The following is a 16259-nucleotide window of genomic DNA, read 5'->3' as shown; positions in this document are numbered from 1 at the left end:
GTGCGCAGGGATGGTAGGCCGCAGATCAATTCGGACTTATTGCGGAAACCCCTTGATCACAGCCTTATGAAGGGGTGTCCGATACGTCCGTTACGGCGTCAATAAGACGCGCGACGCGCCCGGTTAGCCCGCTTCGCGCGCAACTGTGGCGCAGACCACGTTTCTTGAAGGGACCCCGGACGCCCTGATAGCGGTTGTCCTCATGTCCCACACCGCTCACATACCCAGCCACCGGAAGCCCCGTCGCAGCGCCTCGAAGCTCGCGGTCCGCGCCGGAGTTGCCGGTGGCGTCCTCAGCACCCTGGCGATGGCCGGCACGGCGAGCGCGTCCCCGTCCGAGCCCGTGACCGAGACGACGCTCGAAATGCCGGTCCTGAACCTGGACCTGGCCGCCGACGTCTCCTCCGCCGTCACCACCGCCGCCGAGAACACGGCCGCCGCCGCCGTCACCGGTGAGCTGCGCTCCCAGGAGGAGCAGGCGCGCACCGGCGCCGCCGCCGAGGCGAAGAAGGCCAAGGAAGACGCCGAGAAGGCCGACGCCGAGAAGAAGGCGAAGGAGGAGGCGGACCGCAAGGCCGTGGCCGAGCGCGCCACCCGCAGCTCCGCCCGCGGCTCGCTGCAGAGCACCGCCGCGTCCAACGACGAGGACACCGTGGCCGCCCCGGCCGCCGGCTCCGCCGCCGCCATCGTCAACTTCGCCCGCGCGCAGGTCGGCAAGGCGTACATCTCGGGCGGTACCGGCCCGTACTCCTTCGACTGCTCCGGTCTCGTCCAGGCCGCCTACCGCCAGGCCGGCGTCTCCCTGCCGCGCGTGTCGCAGGACCAGTCCACGAGGGGCTCCGCGGTCTCCCTGAGCGCCCTGCAGCCGGGCGACATCCTGTACTGGGGCCCCAGCGGCAGCGCCTACCACGTCGCCATCTACGTCGGCGGCGGCAAGTTCGTGGGCGCCCAGAACTCCGGCACGGGCATCGTCGAGCGCTCCCTGAGCTACGACCCGCCGACGGGCGCCCGCCGCGTCCTCTGACCCCCTGACGTCCCCTGAGGTTCCCCAGGGGCTCCTGAGCCCCTCTCAGGCGCGTCTCAGGCACGTCTCGGCACGGCCCGAGGGCCGGCACTCCCCCGCTCGGGGGCGGAGTGCCGGCCCTTTCCGCGTTCGCCGGCGCCCTGAGAGGATGGCGGTGCGCAGCGCCCGATTCAGGCCAGGAGGTGCCGGACCGCAATGACCGACGCGTACGAGGAACACGGCTCCGGCGGGGAGGGCGCCGACCCGACGGCCGTACCCGCCGCCGCCGGGCTCTTCCTGCTCGCCATCGGCGGCTGGCTGCTGAACACCACCCGCCCGTGGCACAAACCCGGACATCCCGTCATTCTGGGGCTCGGCTGGGCCGTTGCGTGCGCGCTGCTGGTGTGGGGGACGGTGCTGGTGGCCCGCTGCGTACGGACGGTCCACGGCCCGCGGCAGCCGGCCCACGGGGACCGGACCCGGCGGGGCCGGGAGTGACGAAGCGGGCCGGACCGGTGGAATCCCGGCCCGGCCCGCTCCTCGGCGCAGCGCGGCTCAGGCCTTGGGGGCCACCTTCGAGAGGCCGTTGATGATGCGGTCCATCGCGTCGCCGCCCGCCGGGTCGGTCAGGTTGGCGAGCATCTTCAGCGTGAACTTCATCAGGACCGGGTGGGTCAGGCCGCGCTGGGTGGCGACCTTCATGACCTTCGGGTTGCCGATCAGCTTCACGAAGGCGCGGCCGAGCGTGTAGTAGCCGCCGTAGGTCTCCTTGAGCACCTTCGGGTAGCTGTGCAGCGCCAGTTCGCGCTGGGCCGGAGTGGCCCGGGCGTGCGCCTGCACGATGACGTCGGCCGCGATCTGCCCCGATTCCATCGCATACGCGATGCCCTCGCCGTTGAACGGGTTGACGAGTCCGCCCGCGTCACCGACCAGCAGCAGGCCCTTGGTGTAGTGCGGCTGCCGGTTGAAGGCCATCGGCAGGGCCGCGCCGCGGATCGGCTGCGTCATGTTCTCGGGGGTGTAGCCCCAGTCCGCCGGCATGGACGCGCACCAGGCCTTGAGGACCTCGCGCCAGTCCAGCTCCTTGAAGGCGGAGGAGGAGTTGAGGATGCCGAGGCCGACGTTGGACGTGCCGTCGCCCATGCCGAAGATCCAGCCGTAGCCGGGCAGCAGCCGGTCCTGCGGACCGCGCCGGTCCCACAGCTCCAGCCAGGACTCGAGGTAGTCGTCGTCGTGCCGGGGCGAGGTGAAGTACGTCCGGACCGCGACGCCCATCGGGCGGTCCTCGCGCCGGTGCAGGCCCATCGCCAGCGACAGACGGGAGGAGTTGCCGTCGGCGGCCACGACCAGCGGGGCGCTGAAGGTGACCGGGGTCTTCTCCTCGCCCAGCTTGGCGTGCACGCCGGTGATGTGGCCGGTGCGCGGGTCGCGGACGGGCTCGCCGACGGTGCAGCGCTCGTACAGGCGCGCGCCGGCCTTCTGGGCCTGGCGGGCCAGGGTCTCGTCGAAGTCGTCGCGCTTGCGGACCAGTCCGTAGTCCGGGAAGGAGGCGAGTTCCGGCCAGTCCAGCTGGAGCCGCTGGCCGCCGCCGATGATCCGCAGGCCCTTGTTGCGGAGCCAGCCGGCCTCTTCGGAGATGTCGATGCCCATCGCCACCAGCTGCTTGGTGGCGCGCGGGGTCAGGCCGTCGCCGCAGACCTTCTCGCGCGGGAAGGCCGTCTTCTCCAGCAGCAGGACGTCCAGTCCGGCCTTGGCGAGGTAGTAGGCGGTGGTCGAGCCGGCGGGCCCGGCTCCGACGACGATCACATCCGCGGAGTGTTCGGAGAGGGGCTCGGTCACTGCGGGGTCTCCCGAAGGCTCGATAAGGGGTGCCCAACGGCACAGGACATGTGCAGTCTATGCAGCGAGAGAGATCACGAACCCGAAGGGCTGCCCCCCGATGACCACCTCGCCTGCTTCGCCCGCCTCGCTCCCCGTCGTACAGCTGCGCGTGCCCACCGATGAGGACGCGCGGGCCTGGCACGGGGTCTTCGACGACCCCGATGTCATGGAGTTCCTCGGCGGCCCCGCCGAGCTGTCCCTGTACGAGGAGTTCACCGCGCGGCAGCGGATGCACGACGCACTGCTCGGCTACTGCCTGTGGACGCTGCTGGACGCGGAGGGTGCGGTGATCGGCTTCACGGGCGCGCAGCCGTGGCCGGCGGAGAAGGAGTGGGGCCCGGTGGGCGAGATCGAGATCGGCTGGCGCCTGGCCCGCTCCGCCTGGGGCCGGGGCTACGCGTACGCCGCGGCGCTGGCCACCCTCGACCGGCTGCGGGAGGCGGGCGTTCCGAAGGTGGTGGCGATGATCAACGACGAGAACAGGCGCTCGATCGCGGTCGCGGAGCGGCTGGGCATGAAGCTCGCGGAGCGCTTCCTCCTGCCGAACGCAGTCCGCTACGGCCGCCGCTACGAACTGTCCCTCGCCCCGGAGTGACCCCCGCCGGCTCCGGGGAGCGGGCGGGCGGTCAGAAGACGGAAAGGCCCGTCAGGGTCGTGAAGCGGTCGAGGGCGGCTGCCGCCGCGACGGAGTTGCCGTGGAGGTCGAGGCCCGGGCTCCACGCGGCCAGCGTGCAGCGGCCCGGGACGACCGCCACGATCCCGCCGCCCACGCCGCTCTTGCCCGGCAGGCCGACGCGGTACGCGAACTCCCCCGCCGCGTCGTACGTCCCACAGGTCAGCATCACCGCATTGACCTGCTTCGCCTCGCTGCGCGTGAGGAGGCGGGAGCCGTCCGCGCGCAGCCCGTGGCGGGCCAGGAAGCGCCCCGCCCGCGCCAGGTCCGCGCAGGACATCTCGATCGAGCACTGCCAGAAGTAGTGGTCCAGCAGCGCCGGCACGGGGTTGTCGATGTTCCCGTACGAGGCCATGAAATGGGCCAGCGCGGCATTGCGGTCCCCGTGCTCGTGCTCCGAGGCCGCCACCTCCGCGTCGAAGCCGAGGTCCGGGTTGCCGCTCTCCTCCTGGAGGAACTTCAGGAGCTCGCTGCTCGCGTCGCCCGTCAGGGTCTGCAGCCGGTCGGTGACCACGAGCGCGCCCGCGTTGATGAACGGATTGCGCGGGATCCCGTTCTCGTACTCCAGCTGCACGAGGGAGTTGAACGGGTTGCCCGACGGCTCGCGGCCGACCCGCTCCCACAGGCTGTCGCCGCCCTCGGCCAGCGCCAGGGCCAGGGCGAAGACCTTGGTGATGGACTGGGCGGAGAACGGAACCTGCCAGTCCCCCACCCCGAAGACGTTGCCGTCGAGATCGGCGACGGCCATCCCGAACTGCCCGGGATCCACGGACGCGAGCGCCGGGATGTACTCGGCCGGTGTGCCGCTGCCCACCAACGGGGCGACGTCCGCCGCGATCTGCTCCAGGAGGGCCTGGTAGTCCACGCCTCCTACGCCTTGGAACCGCGGTGCAGCGCGACGATCCCGCCGCTCAGGTTGCGCCAGGCGACCTTGGACCAGCCGGCCTTCTGCAGCAGCCCGGCCAGCGCCGGCTGGTCCGGCCACTCGCGGATCGACTCGGCGAGGTACACGTACGCGTCGGGGTTGGAGGACACGGCGCGGGCCACCGGCGGCAGGGCGCGCATCAGGTACTCCACGTACACCGTGCGGAACGGCGCCCAGGTCGGCTGGGAGAACTCGCAGATGACGACCTGGCCGCCGGGCTTCGTCACCCGGTACAGCTCGCGCAGCGCGGCGTCGGTGTCCTGGACGTTGCGCAGCCCGAAGGAGATCGTCACGGTGTCGAAGACGTCGTCCTTGAACGGCAGCTTCGTCGCGTCGCCCGCGGTCAGCGGCAGCCAGGCGTGCCGCTTCTTGCCCTCGCGGAGCATGCCGAGGGAGAAGTCGCAGGGGACGACGTAGGCGCCGGTCGCGGCGAACGGCAGCGAGGAGGTCGCGGTTCCGGCGGCCAGGTCCAGCACCGTGTGCCCCGGACGCGCACCGACCGCCTTGGCGACCTCCTTGCGCCACAGGCGGGCCTGCCCGAGGGAGAGGACGTCGTTGGTGAGATCGTAGTTCGCCGCCACACCGTCGAACATGGAGGCGACTTCGTGCGGCTGCTTGTCCAGGGAAGCGCGGGTCACTGGCGTTGGCCCCTCAGGTGCGGTGCGGTGCGGGTGGGCTGATACCGGGCCATTCTCGCAGGCGCCCCCACGCCCCACCGCCGGGGGCACAACTGGCCCGAAGGACAGTTACGCGGAGCCCGCGCGTCCGCGTTGACTGGCCGGTAGGGCCTGACAAGGCCTACCGAAACACGACATTCACGAGCATTTCCATGAACACGTTCGTGAAGATCATGAAGATATTGCCGAACAAAGGGTTCACGATGCCGGCAGGCCATTCCACCGGTCGACGCTCCGCCCTCGGCCCCCGCGCCCAGCGCCGGGCCGAGCGGCGCAGGCGGTTGCGCCGTACCGTCCTCGGCTCGGCCGCGGTGGTCGCCCTCTCGGCGACCGCGTACGCGATCGTGCCGCTGGACGACGCCGCCTCCGTCTCCGACAGCGTGGCCGCGCCGGCCTCCGCATCGCCCGACCGGGACCCCGCCGCCGCTCCGTCCCCGTCGGCCTCGTCCGGCGCGCCCGCGCCCGGGCAGTCCTCCGCCCCGGCCTCGCCGGACCCGGGCGGCGCGACCTCGAAGCCCGGCGGCGGCAGCTCGGCCTCCACCGTCCCGCAGTCCGGGCCGGGGGTGTTCGCGGCCTCCTCCCGCTCGGGGCAGCCGCAGGGCAAGGGGCCCGCACGCCGCTGGCGCATCGAGGTCGAGGAGGGCAGCGGGGTCGACCCCAACGCCGCCGCCCAGTCGGTGGAGGCGATCCTCGGGGACCCCCGCGGCTGGACCAAGGACCCGGCGTACGGCTTCCAGCTCGTCGGCGCCGGCCAGCCGGTGGACTTCACGGTGAAGATCGCCACACCCAAGACCACCGACCGGCTGTGCGAGGTGGTCACCCCGGAGCTCATCGGCGAGACGAACTGCCGGGCCGGTCACACGGTCGTGGTGAACCTCAAGCGCTGGCTGGAGGGATCACCGCAGTTCAAGGGCGCCGTGGAGGAGTACCGGGCGCTGATCGTCAACCACGAGGTGGGCCACGAGATAGGCCGCGACCACGAGACCTGCCCCGGCCCCGGAAAGCGCGCCCCGGCAATGATGCAGCAGATCAAGGGGCTGCTCGGCTGCGAGGCCAACGCATGGCCGTTCGACGGAAATGGAACCTACCTGTCGGGACCGCCCGTCCCTTAGGGCACAGGGAGAGCCGATGAGTCGACGATTCGGGCATCGGCCGGGGCGAGGAGTGGAAACGTGCGTGTCGTCAGCTTCAGCGTCCCCGCCTGGTTTCCGCCCCGTACGGGGGAGGAGGTGCGGCCGGAGGTCCAGCTCACCGAGCAGGAGTCGACCGTGTTCCTGTGCCTCGCGACGGGCGCCTCGAACGCGGAACTCGCCGGCGAGCTGCAACTGTCCGTCAGCACGGTCAAGTTCCACGTCCACAACATACGGGCGAAACTGGGCGGCATCAGCCGCCTCCAGGCCTGCCTCCTGGCCGCCCTGGCCCGCGAGGGCGGCAGAACCCAGCGCCCGATCCGGAGGACGGGCCCCGGGAGGACACTGCCTAGCGGCGGCGGTGGAGGAGGCGGCCCGCGATGACCGTGGCCACGCAGGTGGCGGCGCCCCGGGCGAGCAGCGCCTCGGCGTCGGGTACCGCGAACACCGCGAAACGGGCCGGGGCGCCCGGCTCCAGGATGCCGAAGAAGGCCTGCTCGGCCCTGTCCCGGCCGGCGAACGGGTCCAGCGAGGGCGGGCCCGGGGACACCGCGGCCGCCGGCGGGAGGAGCGTCAGCCCCGAGCGGACCACCGCCGTCCGCACCGCCGGGATCGTGAGCCGCCCGGCCACCGCCACCACCCCGCGGGCCAGCAGCTTCTGCGTGGCCCGGCGGGCGCTGTTGCCCCAGCGGGACTCGGTCGGCAACAGGCCGGCCAGTGCCTCGGCGCCGGTGATCGGGTCGGCGCCGAGCTCGGCGGTCTCGTACGGGTCGTCCGGGTAGTACGTGCGCTCCAGCAGCACGTCCGCCCCGCGCACGAACAGCCCCGGGGTCAGCACACCGGGCCAGCGCCGGACCCGCGCGTGCGGGAACTCCGCGGCGAGCTCCGCGTACGGGCCCACGCGGGCGATCAGGTCGCCGTCGACGAGGACGGCCCCGCCGGGCAGCGCGGCGGAACCCGCCCCCGGGACGAGCAGTTCGGCGGTGTGGAGGGTCAGCACGGGCGCGTCAGTCCGTCGTCAGTCCGTCTCGGATCGTCGAGTCGTCAGTTCGTCGAGATGAGCTTCAGCTCGGGGTGCGCCGTGCCGCCCTCGATCGCCGTGGACGAGATGTGCGAGACCACGCGGTCGTCGACCGGGTCGTTCGCCGGGTCGTCGTGCACCAGCAGGTGTTCGTACGTCGTCGCGCGCTGCGCGGGGACGCGGCCCGCCTTGCGGATCAGGTCGATGATCTCCTGGCGGTTGGAGCGGTGCTTGGCCCCGGCCGAGGAGACCACGTTCTCCTCGAGCATGATCGAGCCGAGGTCGTCCGCGCCGTAGTGCAGCGAGAGCTGGCCCGCCTCCTTGCCCACGGTCAGCCAGGAGCCCTGGATGTGGGCGATGTTGTCGAGGAAGAGCCGCGCGATCGCGATCATGCGCAGGTACTCGAAGACCGTCGCCTGGGTCCGGCCCTTGAGGTGGTTGTTCTCGGGCTGGTACGTGTACGGGATGAACGCGCGGAAGCCGCCCGTGCGGTCCTGCGTGTCGCGGATCATCGCGATGTGCTCGATGCGCTCGGCGTTGGTCTCGCCGGTGCCCATGAGCATGGTGGAGGTGGACTCCACGCCCAGCTTGTGGGCGATCTCCATGATCTCCAGCCAGCGCTCGCCGGACTCCTTCAGCGGGGCGATCGCCTTGCGCGGCCGCTCCGGCAGGAGTTCGGCGCCGGCGCCCGCGAACGAGTCGAGGCCGGCCGCGTGGATGCGGCGGATGGCCTCCTCCGCGGAGACGCCGGAGATGCGGGCCATGTGGTCGACCTCGGACGCGCCGAGGGAGTGGATGACCAGCTGCGGGAACGCCTTCTTGATGGCGGAGAAGTGCTCCTCGTAGTACTCCACGCCGTAGTCCGGGTGGTGCCCGCCCTGGAACATCACCTGCGTGCCGCCGAGCTCCACGGTCTCCGCGCAGCGGCGCAGGATGTCGTCGAGGTCGCGGGACCAGCCCTTCTTGGTGTCCTTCGGGGCCGCGTAGAAGGCACAGAACTTGCACGCCGTGACGCACACGTTGGTGTAGTTGATGTTGCGCTCGATGATGTACGTCGCGATGTGCTCGGTGCCGGCGTAGCGGCGGCGGCGCACCGCGTCGGCCGCCTGGCCGAGCGCGTGCAGCGGGGCGTGCCGGTAGAGGTCGAGCGCCTCTTCCTTGGTGATCCGGCCCCCTGCGGCGGCGCGGTCGAGGACAGACTGGAGAGCGGCCTGGTCGGTCACCGGTGCGTCACCTTTCGGCGGTGTGTCAAGGCGGTGTGTCAAGAGGTACGGACCGATCCAGCCTACGCCAGGGGCCGTCCGCGGCTTTCAGGGGATGCGGGTCAGGTCGCCTTCGGGGTTTCCGGCCGGGCCGTCGCCCGACTTGTAGTGGAGCGTCCCGTTGGCGTTGAGGGTGAAGCGCTCGTCGGCGGACCCGTTGGAGCAGATGCCGGGGGCCGGGTTGGGGCCGCCCGCCGTGTCGAGGACGAGGGAGCGGTCGGTGGCGGAGGAGAGCTTCCAGTCGCCGCTGCAGTCGGTGCCGAAGAGCGGGAGGATCGACTTGTCCCGGGCGACGACCTCGCCGACCTTGCCGCCCTTGATGGTGATCTGGAACTCGCTGGAGACCCCCGCGCGGGCGGTGGTGACCGTCCCCTTCCAGGTGCCGGTGAGCTCCTTGGGGACGTCGCCCCGGGTGCCGGTCGGCGTGGCCGCCGAAGGCGTGGCCGAGCCCGTCGGGGCGGGGGTGCCGGACGCCGCCGTCGCCGGGGGCGTGGCTGCGGAGTCCCCGGACGCGTGCTGGTCGGAGTCGCCGCCCGTACCCGGCAGCAGCCCGAGTCCGTACAGCCCGCCCCCGGACAGCACGGCCAGGACGGCCGTCGCCGCGAGGACCAGCGAGCAGCTGAACCGCCGCCCGGCCGCGCTGAAGGTGACCTGGCGCGCCTGGTCGGGTGCGGTCCGCGGCTGCGGCACACCCCCGCCGGCGGTCTCGGTGGGGCTGCCGTGGACGGCGCCCGGCGGCGGCCCGTAGGGGCCGTGCACCGCGTCCGCGGGCGGACCGTACGGGCCGTACGAGGTGCCCGCCGAGCCGGCGCCGGACACGGCCGCGCTCCCGTACGAGGGGTCCGGCGCCCCGAAACCGACCGCCGGTCCCCCGGACGAGGAGGCCGTGAACGGCACCGGCGCCGAAGCGGGTTCGAAGCCGGGCGCCGCGGCGGGGCCGGCCGGTGCGGCCTCCAGGTCGAGCAGGGCGACCGCCGCGCGGCTGGCCTCCTCCACCAGGGGCGCGGGAAGCCAGCCGGGGACGCTCAGAGCGCCGGCGAGTGCCTGCGCGATCTCCTCCGGCGCGGGCCGGTCGGACGCCGCCTTGGCCAGGCAGGCGGCGATCAGCTCGCGCAGCCCGCCGGCCGGGACCTCGTCGAGGTCCGGCGGTTCGTGGACCACCTTGTAGAGCAGGGTCGCCGAGTTGTCCCCGGTGAACGGCGGCTGCCCGGTCGCCGCGAAGGCCAGCACGGCGCCGAGCGAGAAGACGTCGGCCGCCCCGGTGATCCCCTTGCCGAGGATCTGTTCGGGCGACATGTAGCCGGGCGAGCCGATGGAGACGCCGGTGGAGGTGAGCGAGGCCGTGCCGTCCGTGGCGCGGGCGATCCCGAAGTCGATCAGCCGGGGGCCGTCGAGGGTCAGCATCACGTTCGACGGCTTCACGTCCCGGTGGACGAGCCCCAGCCCGTGGACGGCCACCAGCGCGCGGGCCAGGCCTTCGCCGACGGCCCGTACGGAGGCCTCCGGAAGGGGCCCGTGCGCGGCCACCGCGCCACCCAGGGAGGGCCCCGCAACGTACCCCGTGGCCACCCACGGGACCGGAGCCTGCGGGTCGGCGTCCAGCACGGGCGCGGTCCACTCGCCGCCGACCCGCCGGGCGGCCTCGACCTCGCGGCGGAACCGGGCGCGGAACTCCTCGTCGGAGGCGAAGTGCGGGTGCACGATCTTGACGGCCACCGTCCGGCCGCCGGTACTGCGCCCCAGGTAGACCCGCCCCATGCCACCCGAGCCGAGCCGGCCGAGCAACCGGTACGCGCCGATGGTCCGCGGTTCGCCGGCTTCGAGCGGCTGCATCGCTTGCCCCTCCCCCGTGGTCCCTGATCGCTGATCGCTGATCGCTGATCGCTGATCGCCAAGAGCACCTTAGGGGGTGTCCGGCGGATCAGGGGGCGGATCCGGCGGGCTCCGACCCGGCGGGCAGCTGCTCGAGGGCCTGCCGGTCGGGACAGAAAAGCGATAAGAGGGGGAATTCCCGGGAAACGGGATACCCCTCTACCGGGCCCGTCTACCGGAACCCGGTCCACCGCCCGGTAATTCGATCAGCACAAGAGGCCGTAAGTGATCAGAGGCTGGCGCCGACCCCGCTCAGCAGCTCCACCGCGACATCCGCGGGATAGCCCGTGGTCGGTCCCGTGCGACGCGCGAATTCCCTTACACCGGCCAACTGTTCGGGTCCGAAGCGGAAGTCGAGCGTCGTGAAGTACCGCTGGAGCAGATCGGCGTCGAAGGCCTCCCAGCGCGCAGCCTGCTCGGCGACCTTGGCGACCTCTTCCAGGGAGAGGTCGCGGGAGTCGAGGAAGGCCTCGTGGACCTTGCGCACGACGGCCGGCTCGCGGGCGAGGTAGTCCTTGCGGGCGGCCCAGACGGCGAAGACGAACGGCAGTCCGGTCCACTCCTTCCACATCAGCCCCAGGTCGTGCACGTCGAGGCCGAGCCGGGGCGCATCGTGCAGCGAGGCCCGCAGTGCGGCGTCGCCGATCAGCACGGCCGCGTCGGCCTCCTGCATCATCAGGCCCAGGTCCGGCGGGCAGGTGTAGTAGTCCGGCTGGACCCCGTACCGCTCGGAAAGCAGCAGCTGGGCAAGGCGTACGGACGTGCGGGAGGTCGAGCCGAGGGCGACCCGGGCCCCGTCCAGCCGCTCCAGCGGCACCTGCGAAACGATCACGCAGGACATGACCGGGCCGTCGCAGCCGACCGCGAGATCGGGGAACGCGACGAGCTGGTCGGCGTTGCGGAGGAACTCCACGAGGGTGATGGGACCCATGTCCAGGTCCCCCTGGACGAGCCGCTCACTGAGCTTCTCGGGGGTGTCCTTGGTCAGCTCCAGGTCCAGCAGCGTGCCGGTTCTGGCCAGTCCCCAGTAGAGGGGAAGGCAGTTCAGGAACTGAATGTGGCCGACGCGGGGCCGGCTGCGATAGACGTCCACATCGCGAGACTAGCCCCCGGGTCTGCGTCAGCCTTCGGGCGGGCCTCAAACGTCCGGGTGACGTGATCTTTCCCTCTGGTCTCCGCCGCAGTGTGCGTGCTAGGCTCGACGCAAGTTGCAGTTTGGTTTCCCTTGCAGTACGAGGCCTGCGGAGAATGTGACCCGCAGGCTTTTGTAGTTTTCAGACTTCTTAGCAGGTTCTGGAGCAGGGCGACCCTTTGGCCCATAGGAGGGCTCATGGCTACCGGAACCGTGAAGTGGTTCAACGCTGAAAAGGGCTTCGGCTTCATCGCCCAGGACGGCGGCGGCCCGGATGTCTTCGTCCACTACTCCGCGATCAACGCCTCTGGCTTCCGCTCCCTCGAGGAGAACCAGATGGTGAACTTCGACGTCACGCAGGGTCCGAAGGGCCCGCAGGCGGAGAACGTCACCCCGGCCTAGTCGCCTGGGCCAACTCTCGCGGTTGGATAGCAGTACCCAAGGAGCCCTGCCTCCTCCGTTCCGACGGAGGTCGCGGGGCTCCTGCCTTTGCATCGAACGCCTTGAGGCCTTTGCGGGCAAAATCGGGCCTTCGTACGCAAGCCGCCCCGGTCACCGTTGCACGGTGACCGGGGCGGCTTGCGTCTGAGCGCGGGCCCGCTACGCCGGAGGCGTCGTCGGGGCTGCCGTGACCTTCAGGTCCAGGACCAGGACCACGTTGTCCTTCGTGATCAGGCGGAGGTGGTACGTGCCCGGGGCGACGTCCGTGGTGAACAGCTCGGGCAGCGCGATCTTGCCGTCCGCGCCGGCCGGGGCCAGCAGCAGGCTGGTCACCTTCGCGCCGTCCTTGTCCTTGAACCACGGGCCCTTGGCCTTCGCCGGGTCCACCGGCACCCACGCGCCGTCCTGGTTCTTCTCCACCAGCCCGGCGGTGACCTGCGCACCCTCCACCGGCTTGTCCTGGGCGGTGGCCGTGACCTGCACGCCCGTGAAGCTGCTCCCGGCCACGACCTCCAGCGGCTTCGCCGCGTCGGCGTCGGTACGGGTCAGCTTGTCCGCGACCGGCGCCGGCTTCGCCGTGACCGTGCCGGTGAAGTTCACCGTGAGCTGGGCCTCGGTGTTGTAGGCGGCCACCCGCAGGGTGAACCCGCCCGCCTTGGCTCCGGCCTTCAGGCCGGGCAGGGCCGCGATGCCCTCGGCGTCCGTCTCGACCACGAGGAAGGTCTTGCCCTCGGCGCCGATGAAGCTGCCCGTCGTGTCGCCCTTGAGCTCGAACAGGATGGGCTTCGCGGCGGCCGGCTTGCCGTCGCTGAGCACCGCCTTGATCCGCGGCACCGCGGTGAACGCGGACCCGGCCTCGGCCTTGAGCTCCGGGCTGCCGAGCAGCTCCAGCTTGGCCAGGGTCGGGGTCGGCGCGGGCTTCTGCGGCTCGGCCGGCTTCGACGGCGTGGGCGTCGGGGTCGGAGTCGGGGTCGGCGTGGGCTTCGGCGTCTGGCTGCCCGGATTGCTCGGCTTCGTCTGCGACGGCGTCGGCAGCGTCGTCACCGGCGGCGTCGGGTAGTTCCCGACGGGCGGGTTCGGCACGCCCGCGGCACCGTTCTGGTACTGGTGCATGTACCCGACCACGGTGTTCACGTACTCGCGCGAGTTGTTGTAGCTGAGGATCGCCCGGTCGAGCTGCGCCTGGTCCGAGAGGTTCCGGTCGCCCGCGCACAGGTAGAGGCCCGCGCCCAGCGCCGCGTCGTAGATGTTGTTCGGGTCGCGCTTGGAGTCCCCGTTGCCGTCGGCGCCCCACGTGGCCCAGGTGGAGGGGATGAACTGCATCGGGCCGACGGCGCGGTCGTAGACGGCGTCCCCGTCGAACTCGCCCTTGTCGGTGTCCTTGACCTCGGCGAAGCCGTTGCCGTCGAGGCGGGGACCGCGGATCGGCTTCTCCGTGTAGCCGTCGGCCTTGAGCCCGTAGCCGGAGGCGTGCACGGACTCGACCCGGCCTATGCCGGCGAGCAGTTGCCAGGGCAGCTTGCAGCCGGGGAGCGCGGCGGCCACGGAGACCTCGGCGCGCCGGTACGCGTCGAGGGCGGTCGCGGGAATGCCGCTGGCACCCTCACCCGCAGTGCCGGCCGGCGGTACGGCAGGGTCGGCGAGCGGGTCGGGCAGGTCGAGGCGGGCGTCGCCGCGGTCGGTGGCCTGGGGGCTGTCCGGGGTGGGCTCGGACTCGCCCGCGTCGGCGGTGGGCGTGTTGGTCACCACGGCGGCGGTCGTCAGGCTGGCCGCGAGCGCGGCCGTACACAGGACCTTGCGCGAGGTGTTGACGAGGTGACGGTGAAGCGGCTTCACAGTGCGGCGATCCCCCCAAGGCGGCCGACAAGGTATACGGCGGGTCGAGCCGTGGATATCCACTGTCTATCAGGTATTCGGATACGACTCGCCGCTGCCCCGGCAGATGTGACACACCATTCGTCTCGGCTTCACCGGGTCCTCACGGCCGAACGCACAAAGGATCTAGACAGGCGCCGGGAACACCCCAATACTCCCTGTTTTGACCGTTCTTGGCTCGTGAGCGCGCGGCGCGGCGCGCGAAGGAAAGGATCCGGACCGCCCGGCCGGATTCGGCTAGATTCGGCCCCCATGACAGCTGAGGCGTACGAAATAACCTTCCGCCAGCGGGCGGAACGCAAGCGGACCGTGGGGGTCTTCCTGTTCATCGCGACGGGGGGCATCTGGCTCTGGCTCGCGTACCAGCTGTTCGCCCCCTTCAGCCTCGGCTCGAGCGGCACCCGGACGTGCGCCTCCCGCGTCTTCTACGACGAGGGGGACTCCGGGAAGCGCAGCTACGCCGACGCCGAGGGCGACCGCTGCGCGGTCGCACGGGACTCGGCCGACCTGCTCGGCATGCTCGTGGTCTCCCTCCCGCTCGCGGCCGTCGGCGTCTTCCAGTACACCTCGGGCACCGTCAGCCTGGCCCTGCGCCGCCACACCGAGGAACTGGCCGTACTCCGGGCCCTGCCCAAGCGCTGAATCACCGGCTCGCCGCGTGCGTGTGCACGCGCAGCAGAAGCGCGTGCAGGGTGGCCCGTTCCGCCGCGTCGAGAGGGGCCAGCAGGTCGTCGCGGACGGCCGCGACCTCCGCGGTCAGCTCGCCCAGCAGCCGCCGGCCCGACTCGCCGATGCTCGCCAGGACACGGCGGCGGTCGGCCGTGTCGCGCTCCCGGTCGACGTATCCGAGCCGGGCGAGCCCGTCGAGCACCTTGACCACGTCGCTCGGGTGCACGTCGAGCCGCTCGGCGAGATCGCGCTGCGGCTGCGGCCCGTGATCGGCGAGGGCCGCGAGCACGGCCATGTCCCACAGCCGCAGACCGCGCGCGGCGACCCGGTCGCCGACGAGGGCGCGGGCCTCCTTGCCCACCGTGGAGAGCAAGTAGGGGGTGAGGGCGGTCAGTCGGGGCGTCGAGGGGGCAACCATGGCCACATTGTAGGGTGACACCAATCATTGGTGTCACCCTACTGATTGCGCGTGAACGGAGCCCCATGGACGCCCTGCACACCCGCCTCCTCGTCGCCCGCTTCGGCGACGCCTTCCGCTTCTACGACGCCCTGCTCCCCGCCCTGCTCGGCGCGACGCGCACACGGGGCGGCGCCGAGGGCCCGTACGCCTCGTGGGACGTGGACGGCCAAGGCGTGCTCGCACTGTTCGACCGCGCGACGATGGCCGCCACGGCGGCACCGGCCGGCGCCGCCGGCCCGGTCCACTCCACCGGCCCGGCCGGCCCGGCCGACCGCACGATGCTGGTCAGCCGTGTCCCGGACGTGGACGCCGCCTACGCCGCCTGCCTGGCCCGCGGCGCCGCCCCGGCCGGCCCGCCGGCCGACCGCCCGGAGTGGGGCCCGACGCTGCGCAGCGCCCAGGTCCGCGACCCCGAGGGGAATCTGTGGGAGCTCCAGTCGTACCGAGCGTCGCAGCCGGGCGCCGGGCTCCCCGCTCACTACGGTGAGGTGCCATGACCGACACCGATCCGATCCGCGTCCCCGACCTGACGGAGCGCCCCCACCGGCTGACCGTCGAGCGCGCGATGATCGCTTCCGAGCACACCCTGTACGCGGCGTGGACCGAGGAGTTCGACCGCTGGTTCGCCGCTCCGGGCTCGGTGGTGATGACGGCCGAGGTGAACGCGCCGTTCTTCTTCGAAACGGAGTTCGCGAAGGAGCCGGGGGCTCCGCGGACCAGGCACCCCCACTACGGGCGCTTCCTGCGCCTGGTGCCCGACCGGCTGGTGGAGCTGACCTGGGTGACGGGCCGGGCCGGCACGGCCGGCGCCGAGACGGTGGTCACCGTCGAGCTCAGCCCCCACCCGATCGGCACACGGCTGCACCTCACCCACGCCGGGTTCTACGACGAAGCCGCCCGCGACGCCCACGAATCGGCCTGGCACGAGGTCCTGGCGAACCAGGACGAGGCCCTCACCGGCCCCGCGTCGTAGGCGGGCGGAGGGGGCTCGGGGCGGCTCGGCCTGCGGGGCGGGTGCAGGTCGGGGGCCGCGTCGTGCGGGACCGCGCGCTGTTGCGACCAGCCGGATCGAAAAGTGACGGCCGGCCCGCGCGGGCCGTTGCACCGACGGCCCGGCTGCACCCCCGGGGCGGGGACCCCACCGGCGGGATCCCCGCGTCCGGTGTCGGGAGAGCGTCCGGGGGTTTCCCGGCAGTCCACTGTCCTTCCGTGTCGTGCCGGTCCCTCAAGGGCGCTCC

The 16259-nt window shown here is 72.0% G+C and carries 18 protein-coding genes; 9 read left to right on the top strand and 9 right to left on the bottom strand.

Annotated features, from left to right (window positions below; genetic code table 11):
* The first annotated feature begins 202 nt into the window (after nt 1-202).
* Together ACFYXK_RS21970 and ACFYXK_RS21965 are read left to right on the top strand one after the other, a co-directional pair.
* Nucleotides 203-1024 (top strand): C40 family peptidase, encoded by an 822-nt coding sequence (locus tag ACFYXK_RS21970; RefSeq protein ID WP_389412660.1) that lies wholly within the window; start codon nt 203-205, stop codon nt 1022-1024.
* Nucleotides 1025-1219: 195 nt separating this feature from the next.
* Nucleotides 1220-1501 (top strand): hypothetical protein, encoded by a 282-nt coding sequence (locus ACFYXK_RS21965; protein WP_389412659.1) that lies wholly within the window; start codon nt 1220-1222, stop codon nt 1499-1501.
* Between the two features lie 57 nt (nt 1502-1558).
* Here ACFYXK_RS21965 and ACFYXK_RS21960 read toward each other — a convergent pair whose 3' ends face one another.
* Nucleotides 1559-2842, bottom strand: a complete 1284-nt coding sequence (locus tag ACFYXK_RS21960) for a geranylgeranyl reductase family protein (RefSeq protein ID WP_389412658.1) — start codon at nt 2840-2842, stop codon at nt 1559-1561.
* 100 nt (nt 2843-2942) lie between these two features.
* Between ACFYXK_RS21960 and ACFYXK_RS21955 the strand changes: the two genes are divergently transcribed.
* Nucleotides 2943-3479 carry a GNAT family N-acetyltransferase gene (locus tag ACFYXK_RS21955; RefSeq protein WP_389412657.1) on the top strand — a complete coding sequence of 179 codons (537 nt, stop codon included), beginning with the start codon at nt 2943-2945 and terminating at the stop codon, nt 3477-3479.
* A 31-nt stretch (nt 3480-3510) separates the two neighbouring features.
* Here ACFYXK_RS21955 and ACFYXK_RS21950 read toward each other — a convergent pair whose 3' ends face one another.
* Nucleotides 3511-4422, bottom strand: a complete 912-nt coding sequence (locus ACFYXK_RS21950) for a glutaminase (RefSeq protein ID WP_389412656.1) — start codon at nt 4420-4422, stop codon at nt 3511-3513.
* Nucleotides 4423-4427: 5 nt separating this feature from the next.
* Nucleotides 4428-5120, bottom strand: coding sequence for a demethylmenaquinone methyltransferase (locus tag ACFYXK_RS21945; RefSeq protein WP_389412655.1), 693 nt, complete (start codon nt 5118-5120; stop codon nt 4428-4430).
* 191 nt (nt 5121-5311) lie between these two features.
* Here ACFYXK_RS21945 and ACFYXK_RS21940 point away from each other — a divergent pair, with 191 nt between their 5' ends.
* A complete protein-coding gene (locus ACFYXK_RS21940; RefSeq protein ID WP_389412654.1) occupies nt 5312-6271 on the top strand; it encodes a DUF3152 domain-containing protein in 960 nt (319 codons plus the stop codon).
* Nucleotides 6272-6331: 60 nt separating this feature from the next.
* Nucleotides 6332-6673, top strand: coding sequence for a response regulator transcription factor (locus ACFYXK_RS21935; protein WP_389412653.1), 342 nt, complete (start codon nt 6332-6334; stop codon nt 6671-6673).
* Here ACFYXK_RS21935 and ACFYXK_RS21930 read toward each other — a convergent pair.
* From ACFYXK_RS21930 to ACFYXK_RS21915, 4 genes are all read right to left on the bottom strand, one after another.
* Nucleotides 6639-7289 carry a hypothetical protein gene (locus ACFYXK_RS21930; RefSeq protein WP_389412652.1) on the bottom strand — a complete coding sequence of 217 codons (651 nt, stop codon included), beginning with the start codon at nt 7287-7289 and terminating at the stop codon, nt 6639-6641. The genes ACFYXK_RS21935 and ACFYXK_RS21930 overlap by 35 nt on opposite strands.
* A 44-nt stretch (nt 7290-7333) precedes the next feature.
* On the bottom strand, nt 7334-8533 hold the full coding sequence (mqnC, locus tag ACFYXK_RS21925; protein ID WP_266664913.1) for a cyclic dehypoxanthinyl futalosine synthase: 1200 nt from the start codon (nt 8531-8533) through the stop codon (nt 7334-7336).
* Nucleotides 8534-8620: 87 nt separating this feature from the next.
* Nucleotides 8621-10405 carry a serine/threonine-protein kinase gene (locus ACFYXK_RS21920; protein WP_389412651.1) on the bottom strand — a complete coding sequence of 595 codons (1785 nt, stop codon included), beginning with the start codon at nt 10403-10405 and terminating at the stop codon, nt 8621-8623.
* 268 nt (nt 10406-10673) lie between these two features.
* Nucleotides 10674-11537, bottom strand: a complete 864-nt coding sequence (locus ACFYXK_RS21915) for a menaquinone biosynthetic enzyme MqnA/MqnD family protein (RefSeq protein ID WP_389412650.1) — start codon at nt 11535-11537, stop codon at nt 10674-10676.
* A gap of 237 nt (nt 11538-11774) precedes the next feature.
* On the opposite strand from ACFYXK_RS21915, the gene ACFYXK_RS21910 reads away from it, so the two are divergent.
* Nucleotides 11775-11978 carry a cold-shock protein gene (locus ACFYXK_RS21910; RefSeq protein ID WP_030162033.1) on the top strand — a complete coding sequence of 68 codons (204 nt, stop codon included), beginning with the start codon at nt 11775-11777 and terminating at the stop codon, nt 11976-11978.
* Nucleotides 11979-12176: 198 nt separating this feature from the next.
* Here ACFYXK_RS21910 and ACFYXK_RS21905 read toward each other — a convergent pair whose 3' ends face one another.
* On the bottom strand, nt 12177-13853 hold the full coding sequence (locus ACFYXK_RS21905) for a lytic transglycosylase domain-containing protein (RefSeq protein WP_389412649.1): 1677 nt from the start codon (nt 13851-13853) through the stop codon (nt 12177-12179).
* A 291-nt stretch (nt 13854-14144) separates the two neighbouring features.
* Here ACFYXK_RS21905 and ACFYXK_RS21900 point away from each other — a divergent pair, with 291 nt between their 5' ends.
* Nucleotides 14145-14534 carry a hypothetical protein gene (locus ACFYXK_RS21900; protein WP_389412648.1) on the top strand — a complete coding sequence of 130 codons (390 nt, stop codon included), beginning with the start codon at nt 14145-14147 and terminating at the stop codon, nt 14532-14534.
* A gap of 1 nt (nt 14535) precedes the next feature.
* Here ACFYXK_RS21900 and ACFYXK_RS21895 read toward each other — a convergent pair whose 3' ends face one another.
* Nucleotides 14536-14979, bottom strand: a complete 444-nt coding sequence (locus ACFYXK_RS21895) for a MarR family winged helix-turn-helix transcriptional regulator (RefSeq protein WP_389412647.1) — start codon at nt 14977-14979, stop codon at nt 14536-14538.
* A gap of 65 nt (nt 14980-15044) precedes the next feature.
* Here ACFYXK_RS21895 and ACFYXK_RS21890 point away from each other — a divergent pair, with 65 nt between their 5' ends.
* Both ACFYXK_RS21890 and ACFYXK_RS21885 read left to right on the top strand, forming a co-directional pair.
* Nucleotides 15045-15518: a VOC family protein gene (locus ACFYXK_RS21890; RefSeq protein ID WP_389412646.1), complete on the top strand. Its 474-nt coding sequence runs from the start codon at nt 15045-15047 to the stop codon at nt 15516-15518.
* Nucleotides 15515-15994 (top strand): SRPBCC domain-containing protein, encoded by a 480-nt coding sequence (locus ACFYXK_RS21885; RefSeq protein WP_389412645.1) that lies wholly within the window; start codon nt 15515-15517, stop codon nt 15992-15994. The genes ACFYXK_RS21890 and ACFYXK_RS21885 overlap by 4 nt, the downstream gene beginning before the upstream one ends.
* The last annotated feature ends 265 nt before the right edge of the window (nt 15995-16259 follow it).

Origin of the sequence: Streptomyces sp. NPDC002209 (genome assembly GCF_042890265.1) — a bacterium.
Lineage (GTDB): Bacteria > Actinomycetota > Actinomycetes > Streptomycetales > Streptomycetaceae > Streptomyces.
Note: the sequence above shows the minus strand (reverse complement) of the source record. Positions and strands in the feature narration are given on the sequence as shown.

Excerpts from the sequence above, each read along its gene's own strand:
- ACFYXK_RS21910 (WP_030162033.1), top strand. The coding sequence starts at position 11,775 with ATGGCTACCGGAACCGTGAAGTGGTTCAACGCTGAAAAGGGCTTCGGC.
- ACFYXK_RS21920 (WP_389412651.1), bottom strand. The coding sequence starts at position 10,405 with ATGCAGCCGCTCGAAGCCGGCGAACCGCGGACCATCGGCGCGTACCGG.
- ACFYXK_RS21965 (WP_389412659.1), top strand. The coding sequence starts at position 1,220 with ATGACCGACGCGTACGAGGAACACGGCTCCGGCGGGGAGGGCGCCGAC.
- ACFYXK_RS21895 (WP_389412647.1), bottom strand. The coding sequence starts at position 14,979 with ATGGTTGCCCCCTCGACGCCCCGACTGACCGCCCTCACCCCCTACTTG.
- ACFYXK_RS21955 (WP_389412657.1), top strand. The coding sequence starts at position 2,943 with ATGACCACCTCGCCTGCTTCGCCCGCCTCGCTCCCCGTCGTACAGCTG.
- ACFYXK_RS21940 (WP_389412654.1), top strand. The coding sequence starts at position 5,312 with ATGAACACGTTCGTGAAGATCATGAAGATATTGCCGAACAAAGGGTTC.
- ACFYXK_RS21970 (WP_389412660.1), top strand. The coding sequence starts at position 203 with ATGTCCCACACCGCTCACATACCCAGCCACCGGAAGCCCCGTCGCAGC.
- ACFYXK_RS21890 (WP_389412646.1), top strand. The coding sequence starts at position 15,045 with ATGGACGCCCTGCACACCCGCCTCCTCGTCGCCCGCTTCGGCGACGCC.
- ACFYXK_RS21885 (WP_389412645.1), top strand. The coding sequence starts at position 15,515 with ATGACCGACACCGATCCGATCCGCGTCCCCGACCTGACGGAGCGCCCC.
- ACFYXK_RS21900 (WP_389412648.1), top strand. The coding sequence starts at position 14,145 with ATGACAGCTGAGGCGTACGAAATAACCTTCCGCCAGCGGGCGGAACGC.